This is a genomic window from Alteromonas sp. R7 (assembly GCF_055755235.1).
Window position 1 is genome coordinate 14961 of record NZ_JBVTQX010000014.1, and the last position, 16829, is coordinate 31789.

Consider the following 16829-nt stretch of genomic DNA (forward strand, 5'->3'; position numbering starts at 1 on the left):
GAGTGTCTGTCCACAAGGGATTGTTTATTGCGATTGTTGGCTGATTATTAAGTGACTGTCCACTATCAATGATGTGAAGCTTGGTGAACGATTACAAGTGTGTGTCCACATTATTTCGGTAAATAAGTGTCTGTCCAAAGTTAGCTTCATTATTGTTGAAGAAACAAAAAAGCCCCTGAAAACCAAAGTAATCTGATTTTCAGGGGCTTTCGCTATTTAACATTAATTACGATATAACGCTTAGCTCAAAATCTAAGGCAAGACCTTTTTGTAAGGTTTAACTACAACACTTTCGTAAACACCAGCTTCGATGTACGGATCAGCGTCTGCCCATGCTTGAGCAGCTTCTAGTGAATCAAACTCTGCTACTACTAGAGAGCCGGTAAAGCCGGCTGGGCCAGGATCTGGGCTATCTACAGCAGGGAAGGGGCCTGCCATGACTAAACGGCCCGCATCTTTTAATACATTCAAACGTTCAAGGTGAGCAGGGCGCGCTACCAAGCGTTTTTCTAGACTGTCCGCAACATCGGTTGCACAAATCATATATAGCATGCGTTTATCCTTTCGCCGTAGCGGCTTTCATGCTTTCAACAAAGCTGCCGAGCTCGCTTAGCATTTTGTGACTGTCCGATAAATTGGCAGCGATAATATTCACTGTCGCCGAGCCTGAAATTGCGCCAGCGGCACCAGCGTCAATAGCAGATTTAACCTGTTCCGGTGTAGAAATACCAAAACCTAACAATGCTGGTGCTGCTTTGTGTTTGTTCAAGCGCTCAATAAGCTCTGAAGCAGGCACGTTTGCGGCAGTTTCTGCGCCAGTAACGCCAGCACGACCCAGCAAATACGTGTAACCTTTCGAGTATTCCCCGATTTTTTCCATGGTTTCGTCAGTAGCATTAGGTGGTGCAATCAGAATTTGTGAAATGCCAGTGGCTTCGGCTGCTTTTTGAAAAGGTGCCGCTTCGCGAATAGGAACGTCAGCGACCAAAATTGAGTCAACGCCTGCCTCTTGCGCTTTATTGTAAAAGTTCTCAATACCTTGGGCCATTACTAAGTTGCTGTACAGTAGCAAGCCGATAGGCACATTAGGATATTTTGCGCGAACACGTGAAATAACGCCCAAGCAATCTGCTACCGTCACCTTATTACTTAATGCGCGAATGGCAGAAGCTTGGATTGTGGGGCCGTCGGCGATGGGGTCAGAGTAAGGTATACCTAACTCAAGTGCGTCAGCACCGCTTTCTACCAGCTGGCAAATAATGGCTTCAGATTGCGCTAAATCGGGGTCACCTACCATTACAAAAGGTACGAAAGCGCCTTGGTTCTTTTTATCAAGCCCGGCAAACATTTGTGCATATCTATCCATTATAAATCGTCCCCTAAAATGTTGATAACGTGCGCTAAATCTTTGTCGCCACGACCTGATAAGTTAACTACGATGATGGTTTCTTCTTCCGCTTCATCTGCCATATTAAGCGCGTGCGCTAAGGCATGCGACGATTCAAGGGCAGGAATAATACCTTCTTTTCTTGCAAGCAATTGGAATGCGTTCAGCGCTTCTTCGTCTGTAGCGGCAACGTATTCCGCTCGGCCAATATCGTGAAGGTAAGCATGCTGAGGGCCAACAGCAGGGTAGTCGAGGCCAGCAGATACTGAGTAGCTCTCTTCAATCTGGCCTTCTTTGTCTTGCATGATGAAGGTGTAAGCACCGTGAAGAATACCTTTTGTACCCGTCACGATAGTGGCGCCGTGCTCTTTGGTGTGCACACCTTTACCCGCAGGCTCAACGCCAACTAGGCGTACAGAAGGCTCATCAATAAAGTCTGCAAACATACCGATAGCGTTTGAGCCTCCGCCCACACATGCTACTACGGCGTCAGGTAAGCGACCTTCTTTTTCCATAATTTGAGCGCGAGTCTCTTCACCAATCATGCGGTGATATTCACGAACAATAGTAGGGAACGGGTGTGGGCCCGCGGCTGTGCCTAACAAATAGTGCGCTTTATCATAGTTTGCTGACCAGTCGCGCATGGCTTCGTTTACGGCATCTTTAAGGGTACCTGAGCCTGCGTTTACAGGAATAACCTCTGCGCCCATAAGCTTCATTCGGAACACGTTTGGCGCTTGACGCTCAACGTCTTTCGCACCCATATAAATACGTGCTTTTAGCCCCAATAATGCACATGCTAACGCGGTTGCAACACCGTGTTGGCCTGCTCCTGTTTCGGCGATAACTTCTTCTTTACCCATGCGTTTGGTAAGTAGCGCTTGGCCCAACACCTGGTTAGTTTTGTGTGCACCACCGTGTAGTAAGTCTTCACGCTTTAGGTATAACTTCACCTTTGGGTTACTTACCAGATTGCGAGTTAACGTCATTGACGTTGGGCGACCGGCGTAGTCTTTTAACAGAGATAAAAACTCTTCGTTAAATGTCGGGTCGTCCTTGGCATCCAAAAATGCTTTTTCCAGTTGGTCTAGTGCTGGAATAAGTAGCTCGGGCACGTACATGCCACCAAATTCACCAAATTTTGTATCTAACTGGTTCATTACGTTGTCCTGTATTTAAATTAGTAACGGCGGCAAATGGCAAAAAGCGCGTCGAGTTTTTCTTCGCTTTTCACACCGGGTGCGGTTTCCACGCCTGAATTCACATCAATAGCACCACAGCCGGTTGCAATAGCTTCTGCAACATTCTGGGCGTTAATACCGCCAGCAAGCACTAACTTATGCTTCGCTTCGATATCGTTTAATAGCTGCCAGTTGAACGCTTCGCCTGTACCGCCTTTGGCATCACCCACTTGGCAATCCAGAAGAACACGGCTTACAAGGTTATTATTTAAGTGTCTGTCCACTGCGTCTGGAAGTGCGTCAGAAGAGGTTGCTTTAACACCTTCGACTTTCCAAATTTCACAACTTTCTGGAAGCTTGGCAGCAAGCGCTGAAATGTAGGTGTCATCTTCGCTGCCGTGAAGCTGCACGGCAAAAAGGTTAAGCGAGGTGGCGAGTGATGCCACTTCATCAATGTCGTGATTAACGAACACACCCACAAAAGCACCGTCAATGCTCTGCGTTATCGTCAAAGCCTGTGCTTCGCTCAAATAGCGTGGCGATTTTTCAGCGAAGATAAGCCCGCCAAAGCTAGCGCCTTTATCAAACGCCATTTGCGCTTGTTCGGGGTTGGTAAGCCCGCACACTTTAACTGCGCCATTCACTAACGTTTTCACAGCGCGCGGTAGGTCAGCCTCTGCCATTAACGCACTGCCCACCAAAAAGCCTTGGGATACAGGCGCTAAACGAAGCACGTCTTGATGTGTGTATATGCCCGACTCTGAAATAACCACGTAGTCGTGCGTGGCTTTTTCAAGCATGGGCACAAGGCGTTCGGTTGTGGCTAAATCGGTAGAAAGGTCTCGTAAGTTGCGATTATTGATACCAATGATGTTGGCTTCAAGGGCAATAGCGCGCTCCATTTCTTCTTCATTACTTACTTCGGTAAGAATGTCTAATGACAGAGCATTGGCAACGCTTGCCAACTCGCGATATTCGTCATCATTTAGCACACTAAGCATTAATAGCACTGCGTCGGCATTATAGTGACGGGCTAGATACACTTGATAGGTATCAACGAAGAAATCTTTGTTAAGCACAGGCTGACCAACACGCTCAGTTACATAAGCTAAGTACTCAAATTTACCTTGGAAGTACTTCTCGTCTGTCAGCACAGAAATACCGGCAGCATAAGGCGTGTAAGCCGCTAAGATCTCGTCTAAATCGAAATGCTCTCGAATAAGGCCTTTTGAAGGCGATGCTTTTTTGCATTCGAAGATAAAGCCTGCGTTTGGCTCACTAAGTGCGGCAAATAAACTCTTTTCGGAAGGAACTAGATTCGCCTTGAAGCTTTCCAGCGGCAGTGCATCTTTGCGTGCGGCCACTTCTTCTCGTTTGTCTGCAACAATTTTCTCAAGCACATTAGCCATTCGTGCTTACCTCCTGAGTAATTTTGGCAACCTTCGTTAATAACTGCATGGGTAACCCTTCGGCCATAGCGTTCATCGCCATTTCAGCCCCTTCTTTGAAGGTTGAGGCTTTGCCGGTTACTTTCAACAGTGCCCCGCAGTTCATGGCGATAGCGGCACGGTGCGCCTCTTTACCTTCGCCGTTTAGCGCTGCTTCAACAAATTGTCTGTTTTCTTCAGGTTCACCGCCCTCAATCGCAGAAAGAGGATAATGAGGTAAACCGAAGTCTTCGGCGGTAACGGTAAGCTTGCGAATATCGCCATGCTCAAGGTCGTAAATCATTGATTCGCCGTGAAGCGCCAGTTCATCCAAGCCATCGCCATGCACTATCATTGCGCGGTGTTGGCCAAGCAGCATAAGGGTTTTTGCGTAAGGTTCAAGCAGTTCAGGAGAGTATACGCCGAAAACGCCATGAGTTGGACCCGCCGGGTTTGCCAGCGGCCCCAGTATATTAAATAAGGTTCTGGTCTTCATCGCAGCGCGCACGGGGGCTGCGTGGCGCATACCGGCGTGATAAACCGGTGCAAAAAGAAATGTGAAATTTGCTTCATCTAAGCACTTGCGGGATGTTTCTGGGCTAATTTCTAAATTAAGACCAAACTGGCGAAACAAATCAGCAGAGCCAGACTTACTCGATACACTGCGATTACCGTGTTTCGCCACCTTCACGCCACAAGATGCGGCAACTACACCGGCTGCACTGGAAATATTAATGGTGTTGTGGCCATCTCCGCCTGTACCAACGATATCTGCAAACTCATAAGACGGTGTGGGAAAGGGCAGTGCATTGGCAACCATGGCACTCGCTGCACCCGCAATTTCGCTGGGTGATTCTTTTTTCATTTTCAGCGCAGTCAGCACTGAAGCAATCATCACCTCGCTTTGCTCACCGTGCATGATGCTGTTAAACAAGCTGTATGCCTCGGTTTGCGACAGTGATTCTCGCAACATAATTTGTTCTAGTAGAGGGCCTGCGTTAAGCATGGTTCGCTCCCTGTAACGTTAAATAGTCAATACTTTGCTTTAACAGCAAACTGCCGTGGGCTGTTAAAATAGATTCTGGGTGAAATTGGAAACCCAACATGCGATCTTCGCTATTGTAAACTGCCATTACGGCCTCACTGCCGTCATCGTTTATTGTAGATGCGCAAACAGTAAGGTTTTCAGGCAATGAATGTGCCACTAAAGAGTGGTAGCGTGCGACATGTAAGGGCTGCTGTAAGCCTTTGAACATGGCGTCTTTAGAATGGGTAATAGCAGAAGACTTGCCGTGCATAACTTGGCTGGCGCGACCTACGGTGCCGCCATAATGCTCAACAATAGCTTGATGGCCTAAACAAATACCAATTACGGGGAACACGCCGTGTACTTTTTTAAGTAGCTCAGGCATACAGCCAGCTTCACTTGGTGCACCTGGGCCTGGCGACAGCATAAGAAGCACTGGGCCTTTCGTTGCTTGTTCCTGCATTCTTTCAAACAGAGCATTTGCTGAAACCGTGTTGCGATAGACCTTAATATCTAGGTTTAAGGTACGCAGTTCATCCACAAGGTTGTAGGTAAATGAGTCTACATTGTCGAGCAAAAATAGGGTGGTCACTTGCTGATTCATGCGTTGCCTCCTTCATTTAATACAACGTTGATACTTTCAGCTTCTTCTTGTAGCGCTGCTTTTACTGCACCAATTACCGCTTGTGCCTTAGCGCGGGTTTCATCAGCTTCAGCTTGTGGAACCGAGTCATATACTACACCTGCACCCGCTTGAATATAAGCCGTGCCGTTTTTCACAAACGCTGAACGAATGACAATACAAGTGTCCATATCGCCTTGACCATTCAAGTAGCCAACCGCGCCGCCATAACTGCCGCGGCGTTTATTCTCTACTTCGCGAATTAACGTCGCTGCGCTTACTTTTGGTGCGCCGACTAGGGTGCCCATATTCATGCAGGCTTGATAAGCGTGCAGTGGATCTAAGTCGTCACGTAGCTGGCCAACCACGCGCGACACCAAGTGCATCACGTGAGAGTAACGGTCAACTTTTAGCAAGTCTTTCACATAGCGCGTACCTGGGCGACTCACCTTTGCCACATCGTTTCGGGCAAGGTCAACCAGCATAATGTGCTCAGACTTTTCTTTGGTGTCTTCGCGAAGGTTAAGCTCAATACGGCTGTCTAAATCTCTGTCGATACTGCCATCAGGGCGCTTGCCGCGTGGACGGGTACCGGCGATAGGGTAGATTTCTACTTGATTGCTTTCTCTTTCGTATTTAAGCGCTGATTCAGGAGAGGCACCAAATATGCTGAAAGCGGCATCTTGCATGTAAAACATGTAAGGGCTTGGGTTTGATTCTTTAAGTTTAGCGTATGCAAGTAGTGGCGACGGGCAGGGGAGAGAGAATGTGCGCGAGGGCACAACCTGAAAAATGTCGCCGGCTAAAATGTGCTGCTTTAAGTCCAGCACATGGTTGCAGAACTGTTCATCGCTTAAATCAACACTAACTTCAACGCTTGGGTCAAAAGAAAGTGACTGTCCGTTTTGAGTTTCGTTTGGGTTTTCTGAGTCGGAAACGAGTGACTGTCCGCTTTGAGCTTCACTTTCTACATCAGCAATCTTTGCTGTATTTGCACCCACTAGTACTGGCTCAGCGGGCATATCGTGTAGCTGCTGATGAATTGCTTCTAAGCGCTGTGCAATGGCAAAGTATTGCTGGGCAACGTCTTGTCCACTAAAAACACTGCCAATTAAATGGGTCTCGCGGGTTTGGTGGTCAACGGTAATTAAAGTTTCTGCTAAGTAAAATACAAAGTCTGGACAGTCATTTTCACCTTCTGGAACGTTAGGTAATTTTTCAAAGCCTGCTAGCATGTCATAGGCAAATACACCGCCTAAGAAAACCGCGTGGGGATGTTGGCGGATTGGCGTTATCTTATTGATAACAATGCGAAGCGCGTCCATTACGCTTGCGGCCTTTAAGCGGCTGTCTTCGTCAAGTTCACCGTCGGCTTCATCACACACCAGCGTAATTGAAGTGTCTGTCCTTTCTTTGATGTGTAGGCCGTCAGGGGCGTGGTCAACAAATAAAGGTAACACTGAAGCGCCGTTGCCTGTCAGTGCTTTCACTTCAACACGATTGCCCCGGCATTCCATGCGCAGTGCTGCGTCAACCATTAACAAGCTTTGTAAATCGTCTTTAGAATCAATTTCTGCCGACTCTAAAAGCAATGCGTTATTTTTATTGCCACAAAGGTGGGCAAACGCGGCAAGTGGATCATCGACATAGTGTCCCACCTGCTCAATTGTCTCTACCTTACCTGGAGAAATCCCCAGTTCCGCTAAACTCATTTTTGCTACTCTCCAACTGCAAAAAGACAAAAAAAAGGCCCGTATAAACGGGCCTTTATGTGTATTCATTCACGCACTACAGTGCACACCGCCCGTTAAGTTAGGGAGTGCCACCACCAAGCTGCAACTGTCATTGCTGTTGAAATATTGTATGAATGCATGAATTACTCGTTGTTTTTCCAAACTTCAATAGGATTTGAAGCGGTTAGTACGTATACTTTGTGTGTATAGAAGAAAACAAATTGCCGTTTGTGTCAACCTAAAATTTGCATAAGACATTGAAAATAGATCTACACAGTCATACAAAATTCTCTGATGGCCATCTAACGCCAGAAGAATTAATCCTTCGCGCGCACACCATGCAGGTGGATGCGCTTGCCGTTACCGACCACGATACCGTAGCCGGTTTGGAAGAAGCACATGCCACTCAATCGAAGCAAAAACGTGCATTAACCATTATTGATGGTGTTGAAATTTCCACCACTTGGCACAGTTTCGATATCCATATAGTTGGATTAAATGTGGACAGACACTGCCCAACGTTTCTTGAGCGGCTGCAAGGCCAGTCTCAAACCCGAGAAGCCCGAGCTGAAAAAATTGCTGATAAGCTCGAAAAGTGTGGGTTTGAAGGTGTTCTAACGCGAGCAAAAGCGCTAGCGGGCGTTGGCCAGGTGACACGGGCGCACTTTGCGCGCGTATTAGTAAACAACTACGGTGTGCCAAGTATGGACGCCGCGTTTAAAAAGTATCTTGGCAAAGGCAAACGAGCTGCAGTTAAAGCAGAGTGGCCAAGTATTGAAACGGCTATCGAGTGGATCCACGATGCAGGTGGACAAGCTGTACTGGCTCATCCCGCTCATTATGATATGACAGCGAAGTGGCTACGGCGCTTAGTGGCCTTGTTCGAACAAGCTGGTGGTGACGCCATTGAAACCGCATTTCCAGGTATTAATAAAACCAAACAAGAGCTTATTAATGAGCTTGCACAAACCCATCAGTTGTTAGCATCGGCGGGCTCTGATTTTCACTTTCCGTCTCGTTGGACTGAGCTGGGTAAGAACCTCGGCATTAGCAGTAAGCTCACACCCGTATGGCATAATTGGAAACAATTTGAAGGGCAGATGGCCGAGAGCTAAGGCAATCTAATTTGCAACGCTCTCGGTATAAATGGGCAAGGTAAGGCAAATGGTTCACGTACGGTTGATGAGCGCTATAGCTACTTAAAATGCCGAGAGTTGGTTGGTAAAAAGCTCAAAAGCTAATTTAACCAACGAGTTTAACCAACGAGCTTAACCAGCAAGCTTTACGAGTGGACAGACACTTACCTCGTTGGCAAAGTAGTATCGTTCTGCGCGTTTAAGAAAAGGAAGTAATTATGAGTCAATTTTTCTATGTGCACCCCGACAACCCGCAAAAGCGCCTAATTAGTCAGGCTTGTGAGTTAATTCGAGAGGGAGCAGTGGTGGTGTATCCGACAGACTCAGGCTACGCCATAGGTTGCCAAATGGAAGACAAAAAGGCGCTTGAGCAGTTGTGTCGTATTCGTCAAATCGATAAAGATCACAACTTTACCTTAATGTGTCGAGACATGTCTGAGCTATCAATTTACGCAAAGGTAGACAACACGGCGTTCAGGCAAATTAAGAACAACACACCAGGGCGTTACACCTTCGTGTTGAAAGCGACCCGCGAAGTACCAAAGCGTTTGCAAAACCCTAAACGTAAAACCATTGGAATTCGCGTGCCCGATAACGCCATTGCACTTGCATTATTGGAGGAGCTGGGCGAGCCATTGATGTCTACGTCCTTGATTTTGCCAGGCAATACCATGGCTGAATCAGACCCAGATGTCATTCGCGACAACTTAGAAAAGCAAGTAGGGCTTATTATTCACGGTGGTTACATTGGTGAGCAGCCCACTACCGTGGTTGATTTGTCGGAAGACACGCCGGTAATTGTGCGACATGGCACGGGCGATCCGTCTCCCTTCGAGTAACTTTCGTTTTACTGTTTTTTTGAACAGATTGTTGTAGATAGCCTATTTTAACTAGTTTCTTTTGCTTGTTGCAGGTGAAAGTTATAGTAGGAAACCGTAAGCTATGTTGCGAGGGCCTGTAGCGCTTCGGTTTGCAGCGAAGCGCTGCAAGTTCTCGCGTGAACGCGTAAATAATAATATCAATAATCGCCGCTTTGTTAGCGCGTAAAAACGGTTGTGGAACTGTGTCAGAGCTTGTTAAAGACAATAATAACGATAATGATGCCTCTGTTGAGAAGGGGCTTTCGACACCTGTTCAGCAGCCGTTGCCACTTGCATTTATTAATGGCGAAGCGCTAATTGAAAAGCCTGAAGATCTCTTCATTCCCCCCGATGCCCTAGAGGTCATATTAGAAACCTTCGAAGGGCCGCTCGACTTACTACTTTATCTGATTAGAAAACAAAAGTTTGATATCACCACACTGCCCATCGCCGATGTTACCAAGCAGTATATGGAATATGTGGATGCCATGATGTCGCTAAAATTAGAGCTGGCGGCAGAATATTTGCTGATGGCAGCCATATTGGCAGAAATTAAGTCCAGGCTTCTACTACCCAAACGCAGTGACGATTCTGACGAAGAAGAAGACCCTCGCGCAGAGCTTATTCGCCGATTAAAAGAATACGAGCTAGTAAAGCAAGCGGCAGAAGATTTAGATATTCAGCCTAGACTTGAACGGGATATTTTCACCACTCACGTTGAGCTAAGTGAGAATGTGGCGCCAATTCGCATTGAGCCCGATGTGTCTTTAGCTGAAATTGTATTGGCGTTCAGTGCGGCCATGAAGCGCGCTGAAGCGTTTGAACACCATACCATTGCACGGGAAGCACTGAGCACGCGAGAGCGCATGTCGCTCATTTTGTCGTTACTCACAACAACAGAATATACGCCACTTGAACGCCTATTTACGGTTGAAGAAGGTAAAGCTGGCGTAGTGGTTTGCTTCTTAGCAATTTTAGAATTAGTAAAAGAACAGCTAATTTTATGCATTCAGGCAGGTCCTTATGCAAAAATTCATGTAAAATTAGGTGCCCATGAAGAAAATTAACACGGCGCAGCTTAAACAATTGGTAGAGGCAGCAATATTTGTCGCTGACAAACCTATTTCAAAGCAGCATTTAAAAGAAACGGTACTCAATGAGTTTACCGTCGCTGATAGAACCTTGAGTAAGGTGATTAACGAGCTAAAGTTAGACTATCAGCCAAGAGGCATTCAACTGGTGGAAGTAGCAAGTGGCTATCGCTTTCAGTCGTTAGATGCATTAAGCCCGTGGTTAAGCAAATTGTGGCAGGAAAATGCGCCAAAGTATTCTAGAGCAATGCTCGAAACCTTGGCACTCATTGCCTATCGTCAACCTATAACCCGCGGAGAAATAGAGCAGGTCAGGGGCGTGGCGGTAAGCAGTAATATTATAAAGACACTCACAGAACGAGACTGGGTAAAGGTAGTAGGTCACAAAGAAGTGCCTGGGCGACCAGCGCTTTATGCAACTACCAAAGGCTTCTTAGACTATTTTTCGATGACGTCGTTGAGCGATTTGCCCAATGCTGATGCTTTCGAAAACATGGCTGAAAGCGTTGCGTCAGACTCGCCGCTTAAGGTGTTAAATGAGGCACCGTCTGAATAGACCGTGCGACCGTAAACAAGCAATTAAAGAGTGAAAACCCATGACTGAAAAGTTGCAAAAAGTACTGGCTAACCAAGGGCTAGGCTCGCGACGAGAAATGGAACGTTGGATTGAAGAAGGCCGAGTATCGGTCGATGGCACCAAAGCAACATTAGGAGATAGAGTCGATCACACTGCACAAATCCGTGTTGATGGTCATTTGCTATCTCGTCAAACAGAACAGCCAATTTGCCGAGTGTTGATGTACAACAAACCCGAAGGTGAATTGTGTAGCCGTCACGACCCTGAAGGTCGCGATACGGTATTTGACCGTCTACCCGCTATTCGATTAGGGCGCTGGATCACCGTTGGTCGTCTAGACATGAACACCAGTGGCCTGCTGTTATTCACCAACGATGGTGAACTAGCCAACCGCCTAATGCACCCAAAATGTGAAGTAGAACGCGAGTACGCAGTGCGTGTATTCGGTGAGGTAACGGGCAAAACGCTACATACCCTTCAAAAAGGTGTAGAGCTGGAAGACGGCGAAGCAAAGTTCCTGACAATTTCAGGGGCGCCTACGCCGCAGCATGCTGAAGATGAAAGCATGAACCGTTGGTACAACGTAACGTTGAAAGAAGGACGTAATCGCGAAGTGCGTCGTCTTTGGGAGTCGCAAGGCGTGCAGGTTAGCCGCCTGATCCGTGTTAAGTATGGCCCAATTGAACTGCAAAAGCGTCTACCGCAAGGTGCGTGGGTAGAACTGGGATTAGAAGACGTGAACGCGCTTCGTAGCCATGTTCAATTGCCGGATGAAACGCAAACTATGGTTAATGTACGCCAGGGTAAACTTGACCACGCGCGATTAAGCCGCATGCGTCGCTCGGTTAAAAAGCATAAAGTGCGTAAGCAACAAAGCTTGAATAAACGAGCTGGGCGTCCCGCCAAACGTAAGTAATGTCTTATTTATCCATCACGTGTAAGTGATTACTCAAAGCCGCAAGCGTTCGCTAGCGGCTTTTTTATTTTAGCGACGTGTATTCTTCAACTTAGTCACTAAGTTAGTCACCCATTTAATTCTGATTTCAGTCTCGATGATTACGATCTTCTTTCTAAGCGATGGCGTAGCAAAGTGTGAAGCTGCTACGTCAAGTAGGGTAAGACCAACACGGAAAAGGAGAGAGTAATGAAAGATATGCCTCAGTTAGGAATGGGAACGTTTCGATTGAAAGGTGAGGAGGCCCGTGAGTCAGTAAGTAAAGCGCTAGAGGTTGGTTTCAGACACATTGATACCGCACAATTTTATGACAACGAAGCACAAGTTGGCGATGCCATAAAAACCAGCGGCCTTGATAGAAGCGAACTGTTTGTCACCACCAAGGTGTGGCACGAGTCATTGGGCGATACCCATTTTATTCCAAGTGTTCACGAAAGCTTAGAAAAACTGAAGCTAGAATATGTTGATTTGCTTCTTATTCATTGGCCATATCCTGGCACTGATATTTCACTCGAAAGTTACTTAGGCAATCTTGCGAAGGCGAAAGAGCAAGGGCTTACTCGTCATATTGGGGTGTCTAATTTCACTATTGATTTGTTAGATAAGGCCGAAAAGGTTCTTGGTAAAGGCGAGATTTACACCAACCAAATTGAAATCCATCCTTTCATGCAAAATAAGAAAGTTGTTGAAGCGTGTAAGGAAAAAGGCATAAAAGCGACTGCATATATGCCATTTGCGGTAGGAAAAGTAATGAAGGACGAAACTTTATTGCGAATAGCGCAAAACCACGATGCGACGCCAGCGCAAGTTGTTCTGGCGTGGATGGAGAAACGTCACATTTACGCAATCCCTTCATCAACCAGTAAAGTACACTTGGCAGAGAATTTAGCTTACGGTGGTGTACATTTAACTGATTCAGAGCTCGCGCTTATTGATGATCTTGATAACGGCGACCGAATTGTAAACCCAGATTTTGCTCCAGACTGGGATTAACGATTTATAGAGCGCGTTTGTCTTTAGACTACTAACGGGATAGCGTTTAATTTTACCTAGCTCTGTATACTGGGCTAAAATCAGGGGCCGCCTTTGAGGTACTAATGGCGGCCCTTGAAGAGTCTTTGAATTACCGGTTCAGATTAAATCGATAGATGTGACTTGGTATGGACTCGTGTAAAGGTGTTTTTTAAGGCATGTGATACCGAAAACATCATATGCTCTATTCGGCTTGCTCTATTTCTTTGATGACTTTGGCAGGGTTACCACCAATGACCACATTGTCCCCAAAAGACTTAGTTACCACCGCGCCAGAGGCCACAACCACATTGTCTCCCAACGTTACGCCAGGGTTTATGACCGCCATACCACCAATCCAGCAATTATCGCCAATAGTAATGGGCTTGGCAAACTCGATGCCGGTTGCCCTTTGTACCGGATCTAATGGGTGCGTAGCGGTGTACAAACCGACTTGAGGCGCAATCATGCAGTTATCACCTATTGTGACCTTCGCTGCATCTAAAATCACACAATTGAAGTTAGCGAAAAAATTTTCGCCTACGTGAATATTTTCGCCGTAATCACATTTAAATGAAGACTCAATGTAAAGCCTTTTTCCAGTACTACCAAACAGCGCTTTTAGTAGTCTTGTACGCTTTTTGTGGTCACTTTGACAAGTTGTGTTGAGCTCGTCTAATTGCATACGACATTGCTTGCGCAATGCCGATAATGTTTTGTCTGACGGAAAGTATAAATCGCCAGCAAGCATCTTTTCTTGTTCAGTCATGCATTTCCAGAATGTTAGCTTAAATGATTAAGCTGATACGTTACTGCGCACCACTGTAGCTTACAATGACTTTTTGCTTAAGTTCGTCGCTTTCAATATCTAAGTTAACAGGACGGTGCAAAACAATGTTGCCGTCCACAGTAACCGATGCACTAATCGATAGGGTAGGTTTGTTGTCTGATTTCTTACCCCAAGAGCTTTCACTTTCCTTATATACGATATCGCCTAAAACGTGAGAAGAGCCAGACAAAGTAATATCGCCGTTGAGTGTTTTGATGTGTTTTTCAATGGTTGTATCAACGGCTGTTATGTCTCCATTCACTGTTTCAACGCTACCGCCAATTGTACTTTGCGTAGGAAGCGTAACATTTCCATTCACGGTCTCTACACCCTTAAGCACATTGAGGTGTGAAGCTGCACTTACATCGCCATTTACAATATCGATATTTCGGACAGACACATGGCTACCCATTTCAAGATTTCCGTTAACGATGCTGACTTCATCCGCGCCACCATGATCGCTAATTTCCACATTGCCATTAACAGAAGAAATATCGCCAGCGTGCTTCCCTTCAGCTATGTCAATATTGCCTAGAATAGAACTGAAATCGCTGCCTTCTAATGCACTAGCGTTTCCAACATGGATAACGCAGCCAGTAAGCAAAGAGGCTGAAAGCAACATAGCTGCACTAGCAATAATAGACTTTTTCATATTCTTATATCCTTGATTATTTTATAAATACTTAATAACACGCTTTAACGGTATTAATATCAAACACAAATTTTATTGTGTATTTATAAAATACATTTCACGTATCATGCCACTCTTAAAAAGTATTTTAAATCAAAAGGTTAGTTTAATATGCCAAAGGAGGGAGGCTGCCTTAATAGTGTAATGGCTAATTTTATAGTTTCATCTGCTATCGGATGGCGAATTTGACCATTTTGTACCACATGGCTCTAAGCTCAGAAGGGATTTCAGAAGGGGACAGACACTCGCTTGAAGAAATTATTTAAAGAAATGGACAGACACTCAATGTGAATACATCTTTTTGGTTACAAGCTGCTTTTTTGAGTGTGTGTCCGACGAGTACAGGCAAGGTTTTAGCCTTTGCGAGTGTCTGTCCTCGAATTTCAATAGTATGTTGGTATATGTGGTTTTTACTTTTTAGTGAGGTTAGGTGGCATGATAAAGATTTATCACAACCCAGAGTGCGGCACGTCTAGGAATGTACTGGCGGTGATCAAGGCCGCTGGGTATGAGGTGCAGGTTATTGAGTATTTACGTGTTGGGTGGGAACGTGAACAACTAACTTATTTGTTGAATGCAGCTAACCTTAACCCTCGACAAGCGCTTCGCACAACAAAGTCTCCTGCTGCTGAATTAGGGTTACTTGATGAAACAGTGAGTAACGAAATCATCTTTGAATTGATGCTGGAACATCCCGTTTTAGTGAATAGGCCTATTGTTTGCATTCCCGAAGGTGAACACGAAAAAGCAGTTTCTTTACCTCTTGGGAGAGTTGAAGGTAATTCCTATTCGAATAACGCAAAAGAAACAGTGAAATTATGCCGGCCAAGTGAAGCTGTACTGGATATTTTGCCTGTATGGCCGCAAGGCCCTTTTGCTAAAGAAGACGGCACACCACTTATAGACCAAGATGGTAAACGAGTAATTTAAACGGAGTAGTTTATGCAGGACAAGTACACGCAATTAAATAAGGCTAAAAGGCTTGCATTGGCCTGTTTGATTTTTGCCGCAAGTGTATTTGTTTTAACGGTTTTACTACCCAAGTTTTATCCAAACTTGCAAGGAGCATGGTGGTTGGGGCTTATTAAGATGGCCAGTGAGGCGGCGCTCATCGGTGGTCTAGCTGACTGGTTTGCAGTGACAGCATTATTTAAGCCAATTCCAGCGAAGTACCCCATTCCGCACACCAATATCGTGGCTAGTAACAAGTCTGTTATTGCTAATAACCTGTCATTGTTCGTTAAGGAAAAGTTCTTTCATCCTGAAGCAATAGAGAAGCTAATTCGGGACAGCGACCCTGCTAAGGGCGCGGGAAGGTGGTTGTCACAGGATAGAAACGCTACCCGTTTAAGTCGCTTTCTATGCGATGCTTTTGCAGGCGTTCTGCGTGTGCTCGATGACAAACCTGTGAAAGCGTTTATCGCTAAAACCGCACAGAAGGGCATTAACCAACTTGATCTTAGGCAATTGATGGCAACCTCGTTAAGCGCCGTTACGAAAGAGCGCCAGCATCAGGTAGTGCTTGATAGGGTGTTAGGGAAATTGGCCTCACTGCTTGCAGAGCCAGAAACCCAAATCTACATAGCAGATACGTTAGTAGTCTGGCTAAAAACTGAATACAGTCGTATCGAAAAGCTATTGCCGTCTAGTTGGCTAAGCGAGCAGGGGGCACTCATTGCTGTTAAAGCGGTTTCAAGTATTTTGGAAGATGTATACGAAGATGAGCATCACCCCATTCGCCATGCATTTGATGAGCAAGTACACGAATTCCTCTACGAACTACAGCACAGCCCGTTAATGGAGAAAAAGGTAAACAGCTATCGGGAAAAAATTATTAATGACCCAGCGTTAAACGCGTATGTTCAGCAATCATGGGCCAAGTTTCATCAATGGCTTTTAACGTCTCTTGAACAGCAAAATGGTAAAGCAGAAACAAAGGTGTCGAGCCTTTTAAACGATTTGGGTACCACGTTAACGCAAGACAGTGAGCTAGCAAAAGCGTTCAATAAGCACATTGGAGAAGCGGCTAAATATATGGCGCCTGAGTTGGCTGAATTTCTAACCCGTCACATTCGCGACACCATCAATAGTTGGGATGAACGTGAAATGGCTGAGCAGGTAGAGTTGAATATTGGCCGCGATCTTCAAAAAGTTCGCATAAACGGCACGATCGTAGGCGGGTTGATAGGTGCAATATTGTTTGGCATAGAGGCACTGCTTGGCCTCTAGTCATTTATTTAAGCAAGTCGCATTAGCTGGTGTGGGTATGAATAGCTTTAGTGTCGCTGTTAATCAGCGCTAA

General features: G+C 45.8%; 17 protein-coding genes. 8 read left to right on the plus strand and 9 right to left on the minus strand.

From position 1 onward, the window contains the following. Nucleotides 1–252 precede the first annotated feature (252 nt). Genes AC0J2X_RS18315 through AC0J2X_RS18345 form a run of 7 tightly spaced genes read right to left on the minus strand, consistent with a single transcriptional unit; the run spans nt 253 to nt 7356 of the window. A complete protein-coding gene (locus AC0J2X_RS18315) occupies nt 253–552 on the minus strand; it encodes a YciI family protein (RefSeq protein WP_014948939.1) in 300 nt (99 codons plus the stop codon). Between the two features lie 4 nt (nt 553–556). Continuing rightward, on the minus strand, nt 557–1366 hold the full coding sequence (gene trpA / locus AC0J2X_RS18320; protein WP_014948940.1) for a tryptophan synthase subunit alpha: 810 nt from the start codon (nt 1364–1366) through the stop codon (nt 557–559). Continuing rightward, nucleotides 1366–2547: a tryptophan synthase subunit beta gene (trpB, locus tag AC0J2X_RS18325; protein WP_472996279.1), complete on the minus strand. Its 1182-nt coding sequence runs from the start codon at nt 2545–2547 to the stop codon at nt 1366–1368. Before trpB ends, trpA begins: the two co-directional genes overlap by 1 nt. Before the next feature lie 20 nt (nt 2548–2567). After that, nucleotides 2568–3977, minus strand: a complete 1410-nt coding sequence (gene trpCF, locus AC0J2X_RS18330) for a bifunctional indole-3-glycerol-phosphate synthase TrpC/phosphoribosylanthranilate isomerase TrpF (protein ID WP_472996280.1) — start codon at nt 3975–3977, stop codon at nt 2568–2570. Continuing rightward, a complete protein-coding gene (gene trpD / locus AC0J2X_RS18335) occupies nt 3970–5001 on the minus strand; it encodes an anthranilate phosphoribosyltransferase (protein ID WP_014948943.1) in 1032 nt (343 codons plus the stop codon). The genes trpCF and trpD overlap by 8 nt, the downstream gene beginning before the upstream one ends. Continuing rightward, nucleotides 4994–5626, minus strand: coding sequence for an aminodeoxychorismate/anthranilate synthase component II (locus tag AC0J2X_RS18340; RefSeq protein ID WP_283626357.1), 633 nt, complete (start codon nt 5624–5626; stop codon nt 4994–4996). Before AC0J2X_RS18340 ends, trpD begins: the two co-directional genes overlap by 8 nt. Continuing rightward, on the minus strand, nt 5623–7356 hold the full coding sequence (locus AC0J2X_RS18345) for an anthranilate synthase component 1 (protein ID WP_472996281.1): 1734 nt from the start codon (nt 7354–7356) through the stop codon (nt 5623–5625). Before AC0J2X_RS18345 ends, AC0J2X_RS18340 begins: the two co-directional genes overlap by 4 nt. 278 nt (nt 7357–7634) lie before the next feature. On the opposite strand from AC0J2X_RS18345, the gene AC0J2X_RS18350 reads away from it, so the two are divergent. From AC0J2X_RS18350 to dkgB, 6 genes are all read left to right on the plus strand, one after another. Further along, nucleotides 7635–8492 carry a PHP domain-containing protein gene (locus AC0J2X_RS18350; RefSeq protein ID WP_110287860.1) on the plus strand — a complete coding sequence of 286 codons (858 nt, stop codon included), beginning with the start codon at nt 7635–7637 and terminating at the stop codon, nt 8490–8492. 239 nt (nt 8493–8731) lie between these two features. Then, entirely contained in the window at nt 8732–9352 is a 621-nt protein-coding gene (locus AC0J2X_RS18355; RefSeq protein WP_014948946.1) for an L-threonylcarbamoyladenylate synthase, read from the plus strand. Nucleotides 9353–9576: 224 nt separating this feature from the next. Then, nucleotides 9577–10440, plus strand: coding sequence for a segregation and condensation protein A (locus tag AC0J2X_RS18360; protein WP_061094667.1), 864 nt, complete (start codon nt 9577–9579; stop codon nt 10438–10440). Then, nucleotides 10427–11020 (plus strand): SMC-Scp complex subunit ScpB, encoded by a 594-nt coding sequence (scpB, locus tag AC0J2X_RS18365; protein ID WP_014948948.1) that lies wholly within the window; start codon nt 10427–10429, stop codon nt 11018–11020. The genes AC0J2X_RS18360 and scpB overlap by 14 nt, the downstream gene beginning before the upstream one ends. Before the next feature lie 40 nt (nt 11021–11060). After that, nucleotides 11061–11957, plus strand: coding sequence for a 23S rRNA pseudouridine(2605) synthase RluB (gene rluB / locus AC0J2X_RS18370; protein ID WP_377946651.1), 897 nt, complete (start codon nt 11061–11063; stop codon nt 11955–11957). Nucleotides 11958–12185: 228 nt separating this feature from the next. Next, entirely contained in the window at nt 12186–12989 is an 804-nt protein-coding gene (gene dkgB / locus AC0J2X_RS18375) for a 2,5-didehydrogluconate reductase DkgB (protein WP_472996282.1), read from the plus strand. Nucleotides 12990–13212: 223 nt separating this feature from the next. Here dkgB and AC0J2X_RS18380 read toward each other — a convergent pair whose 3' ends face one another. After that, the gene (locus AC0J2X_RS18380) at nt 13213–13776 is read right to left on the minus strand and encodes a sugar O-acetyltransferase (RefSeq protein ID WP_039225718.1); all 564 of its coding nucleotides are present in this window, start codon (nt 13774–13776) and stop codon (nt 13213–13215) included. Nucleotides 13777–13816: 40 nt separating this feature from the next. Beyond that, the gene (locus AC0J2X_RS18385; RefSeq protein WP_472996283.1) at nt 13817–14488 is read right to left on the minus strand and encodes a DUF4097 family beta strand repeat-containing protein; all 672 of its coding nucleotides are present in this window, start codon (nt 14486–14488) and stop codon (nt 13817–13819) included. Nucleotides 14489–14962: 474 nt separating this feature from the next. Here AC0J2X_RS18385 and AC0J2X_RS18390 point away from each other — a divergent pair, with 474 nt between their 5' ends. Both AC0J2X_RS18390 and AC0J2X_RS18395 read left to right on the plus strand, forming a co-directional pair. Beyond that, complete coding sequence (locus tag AC0J2X_RS18390; protein WP_039216282.1) at nt 14963–15457, plus strand: arsenate reductase family protein; 495 nt, start codon at nt 14963–14965, stop codon at nt 15455–15457. Nucleotides 15458–15469: 12 nt separating this feature from the next. Beyond that, complete coding sequence (locus AC0J2X_RS18395; protein WP_061485351.1) at nt 15470–16756, plus strand: DUF445 domain-containing protein; 1287 nt, start codon at nt 15470–15472, stop codon at nt 16754–16756. Nucleotides 16757–16829: the final 73 nt, after the last annotated feature.

Excerpts from the sequence above, each read along its gene's own strand:
- AC0J2X_RS18395 (WP_061485351.1), top strand. The coding sequence starts at position 15,470 with ATGCAGGACAAGTACACGCAATTAAATAAGGCTAAAAGGCTTGCATTG.
- AC0J2X_RS18380 (WP_039225718.1), bottom strand. The coding sequence starts at position 13,776 with ATGACTGAACAAGAAAAGATGCTTGCTGGCGATTTATACTTTCCGTCA.
- trpCF (WP_472996280.1), bottom strand. The coding sequence starts at position 3,977 with ATGGCTAATGTGCTTGAGAAAATTGTTGCAGACAAACGAGAAGAAGTG.
- scpB (WP_014948948.1), top strand. The coding sequence starts at position 10,427 with ATGAAGAAAATTAACACGGCGCAGCTTAAACAATTGGTAGAGGCAGCA.
- AC0J2X_RS18385 (WP_472996283.1), bottom strand. The coding sequence starts at position 14,488 with ATGAAAAAGTCTATTATTGCTAGTGCAGCTATGTTGCTTTCAGCCTCT.
- trpD (WP_014948943.1), bottom strand. The coding sequence starts at position 5,001 with ATGCTTAACGCAGGCCCTCTACTAGAACAAATTATGTTGCGAGAATCA.
- rluB (WP_377946651.1), top strand. The coding sequence starts at position 11,061 with ATGACTGAAAAGTTGCAAAAAGTACTGGCTAACCAAGGGCTAGGCTCG.
- trpB (WP_472996279.1), bottom strand. The coding sequence starts at position 2,547 with ATGAACCAGTTAGATACAAAATTTGGTGAATTTGGTGGCATGTACGTG.
- AC0J2X_RS18315 (WP_014948939.1), bottom strand. The coding sequence starts at position 552 with ATGCTATATATGATTTGTGCAACCGATGTTGCGGACAGTCTAGAAAAA.
- trpA (WP_014948940.1), bottom strand. The coding sequence starts at position 1,366 with ATGGATAGATATGCACAAATGTTTGCCGGGCTTGATAAAAAGAACCAA.
- dkgB (WP_472996282.1), top strand. The coding sequence starts at position 12,186 with ATGAAAGATATGCCTCAGTTAGGAATGGGAACGTTTCGATTGAAAGGT.
- AC0J2X_RS18390 (WP_039216282.1), top strand. The coding sequence starts at position 14,963 with ATGATAAAGATTTATCACAACCCAGAGTGCGGCACGTCTAGGAATGTA.
- AC0J2X_RS18355 (WP_014948946.1), top strand. The coding sequence starts at position 8,732 with ATGAGTCAATTTTTCTATGTGCACCCCGACAACCCGCAAAAGCGCCTA.
- AC0J2X_RS18340 (WP_283626357.1), bottom strand. The coding sequence starts at position 5,626 with ATGAATCAGCAAGTGACCACCCTATTTTTGCTCGACAATGTAGACTCA.
- AC0J2X_RS18345 (WP_472996281.1), bottom strand. The coding sequence starts at position 7,356 with ATGAGTTTAGCGGAACTGGGGATTTCTCCAGGTAAGGTAGAGACAATT.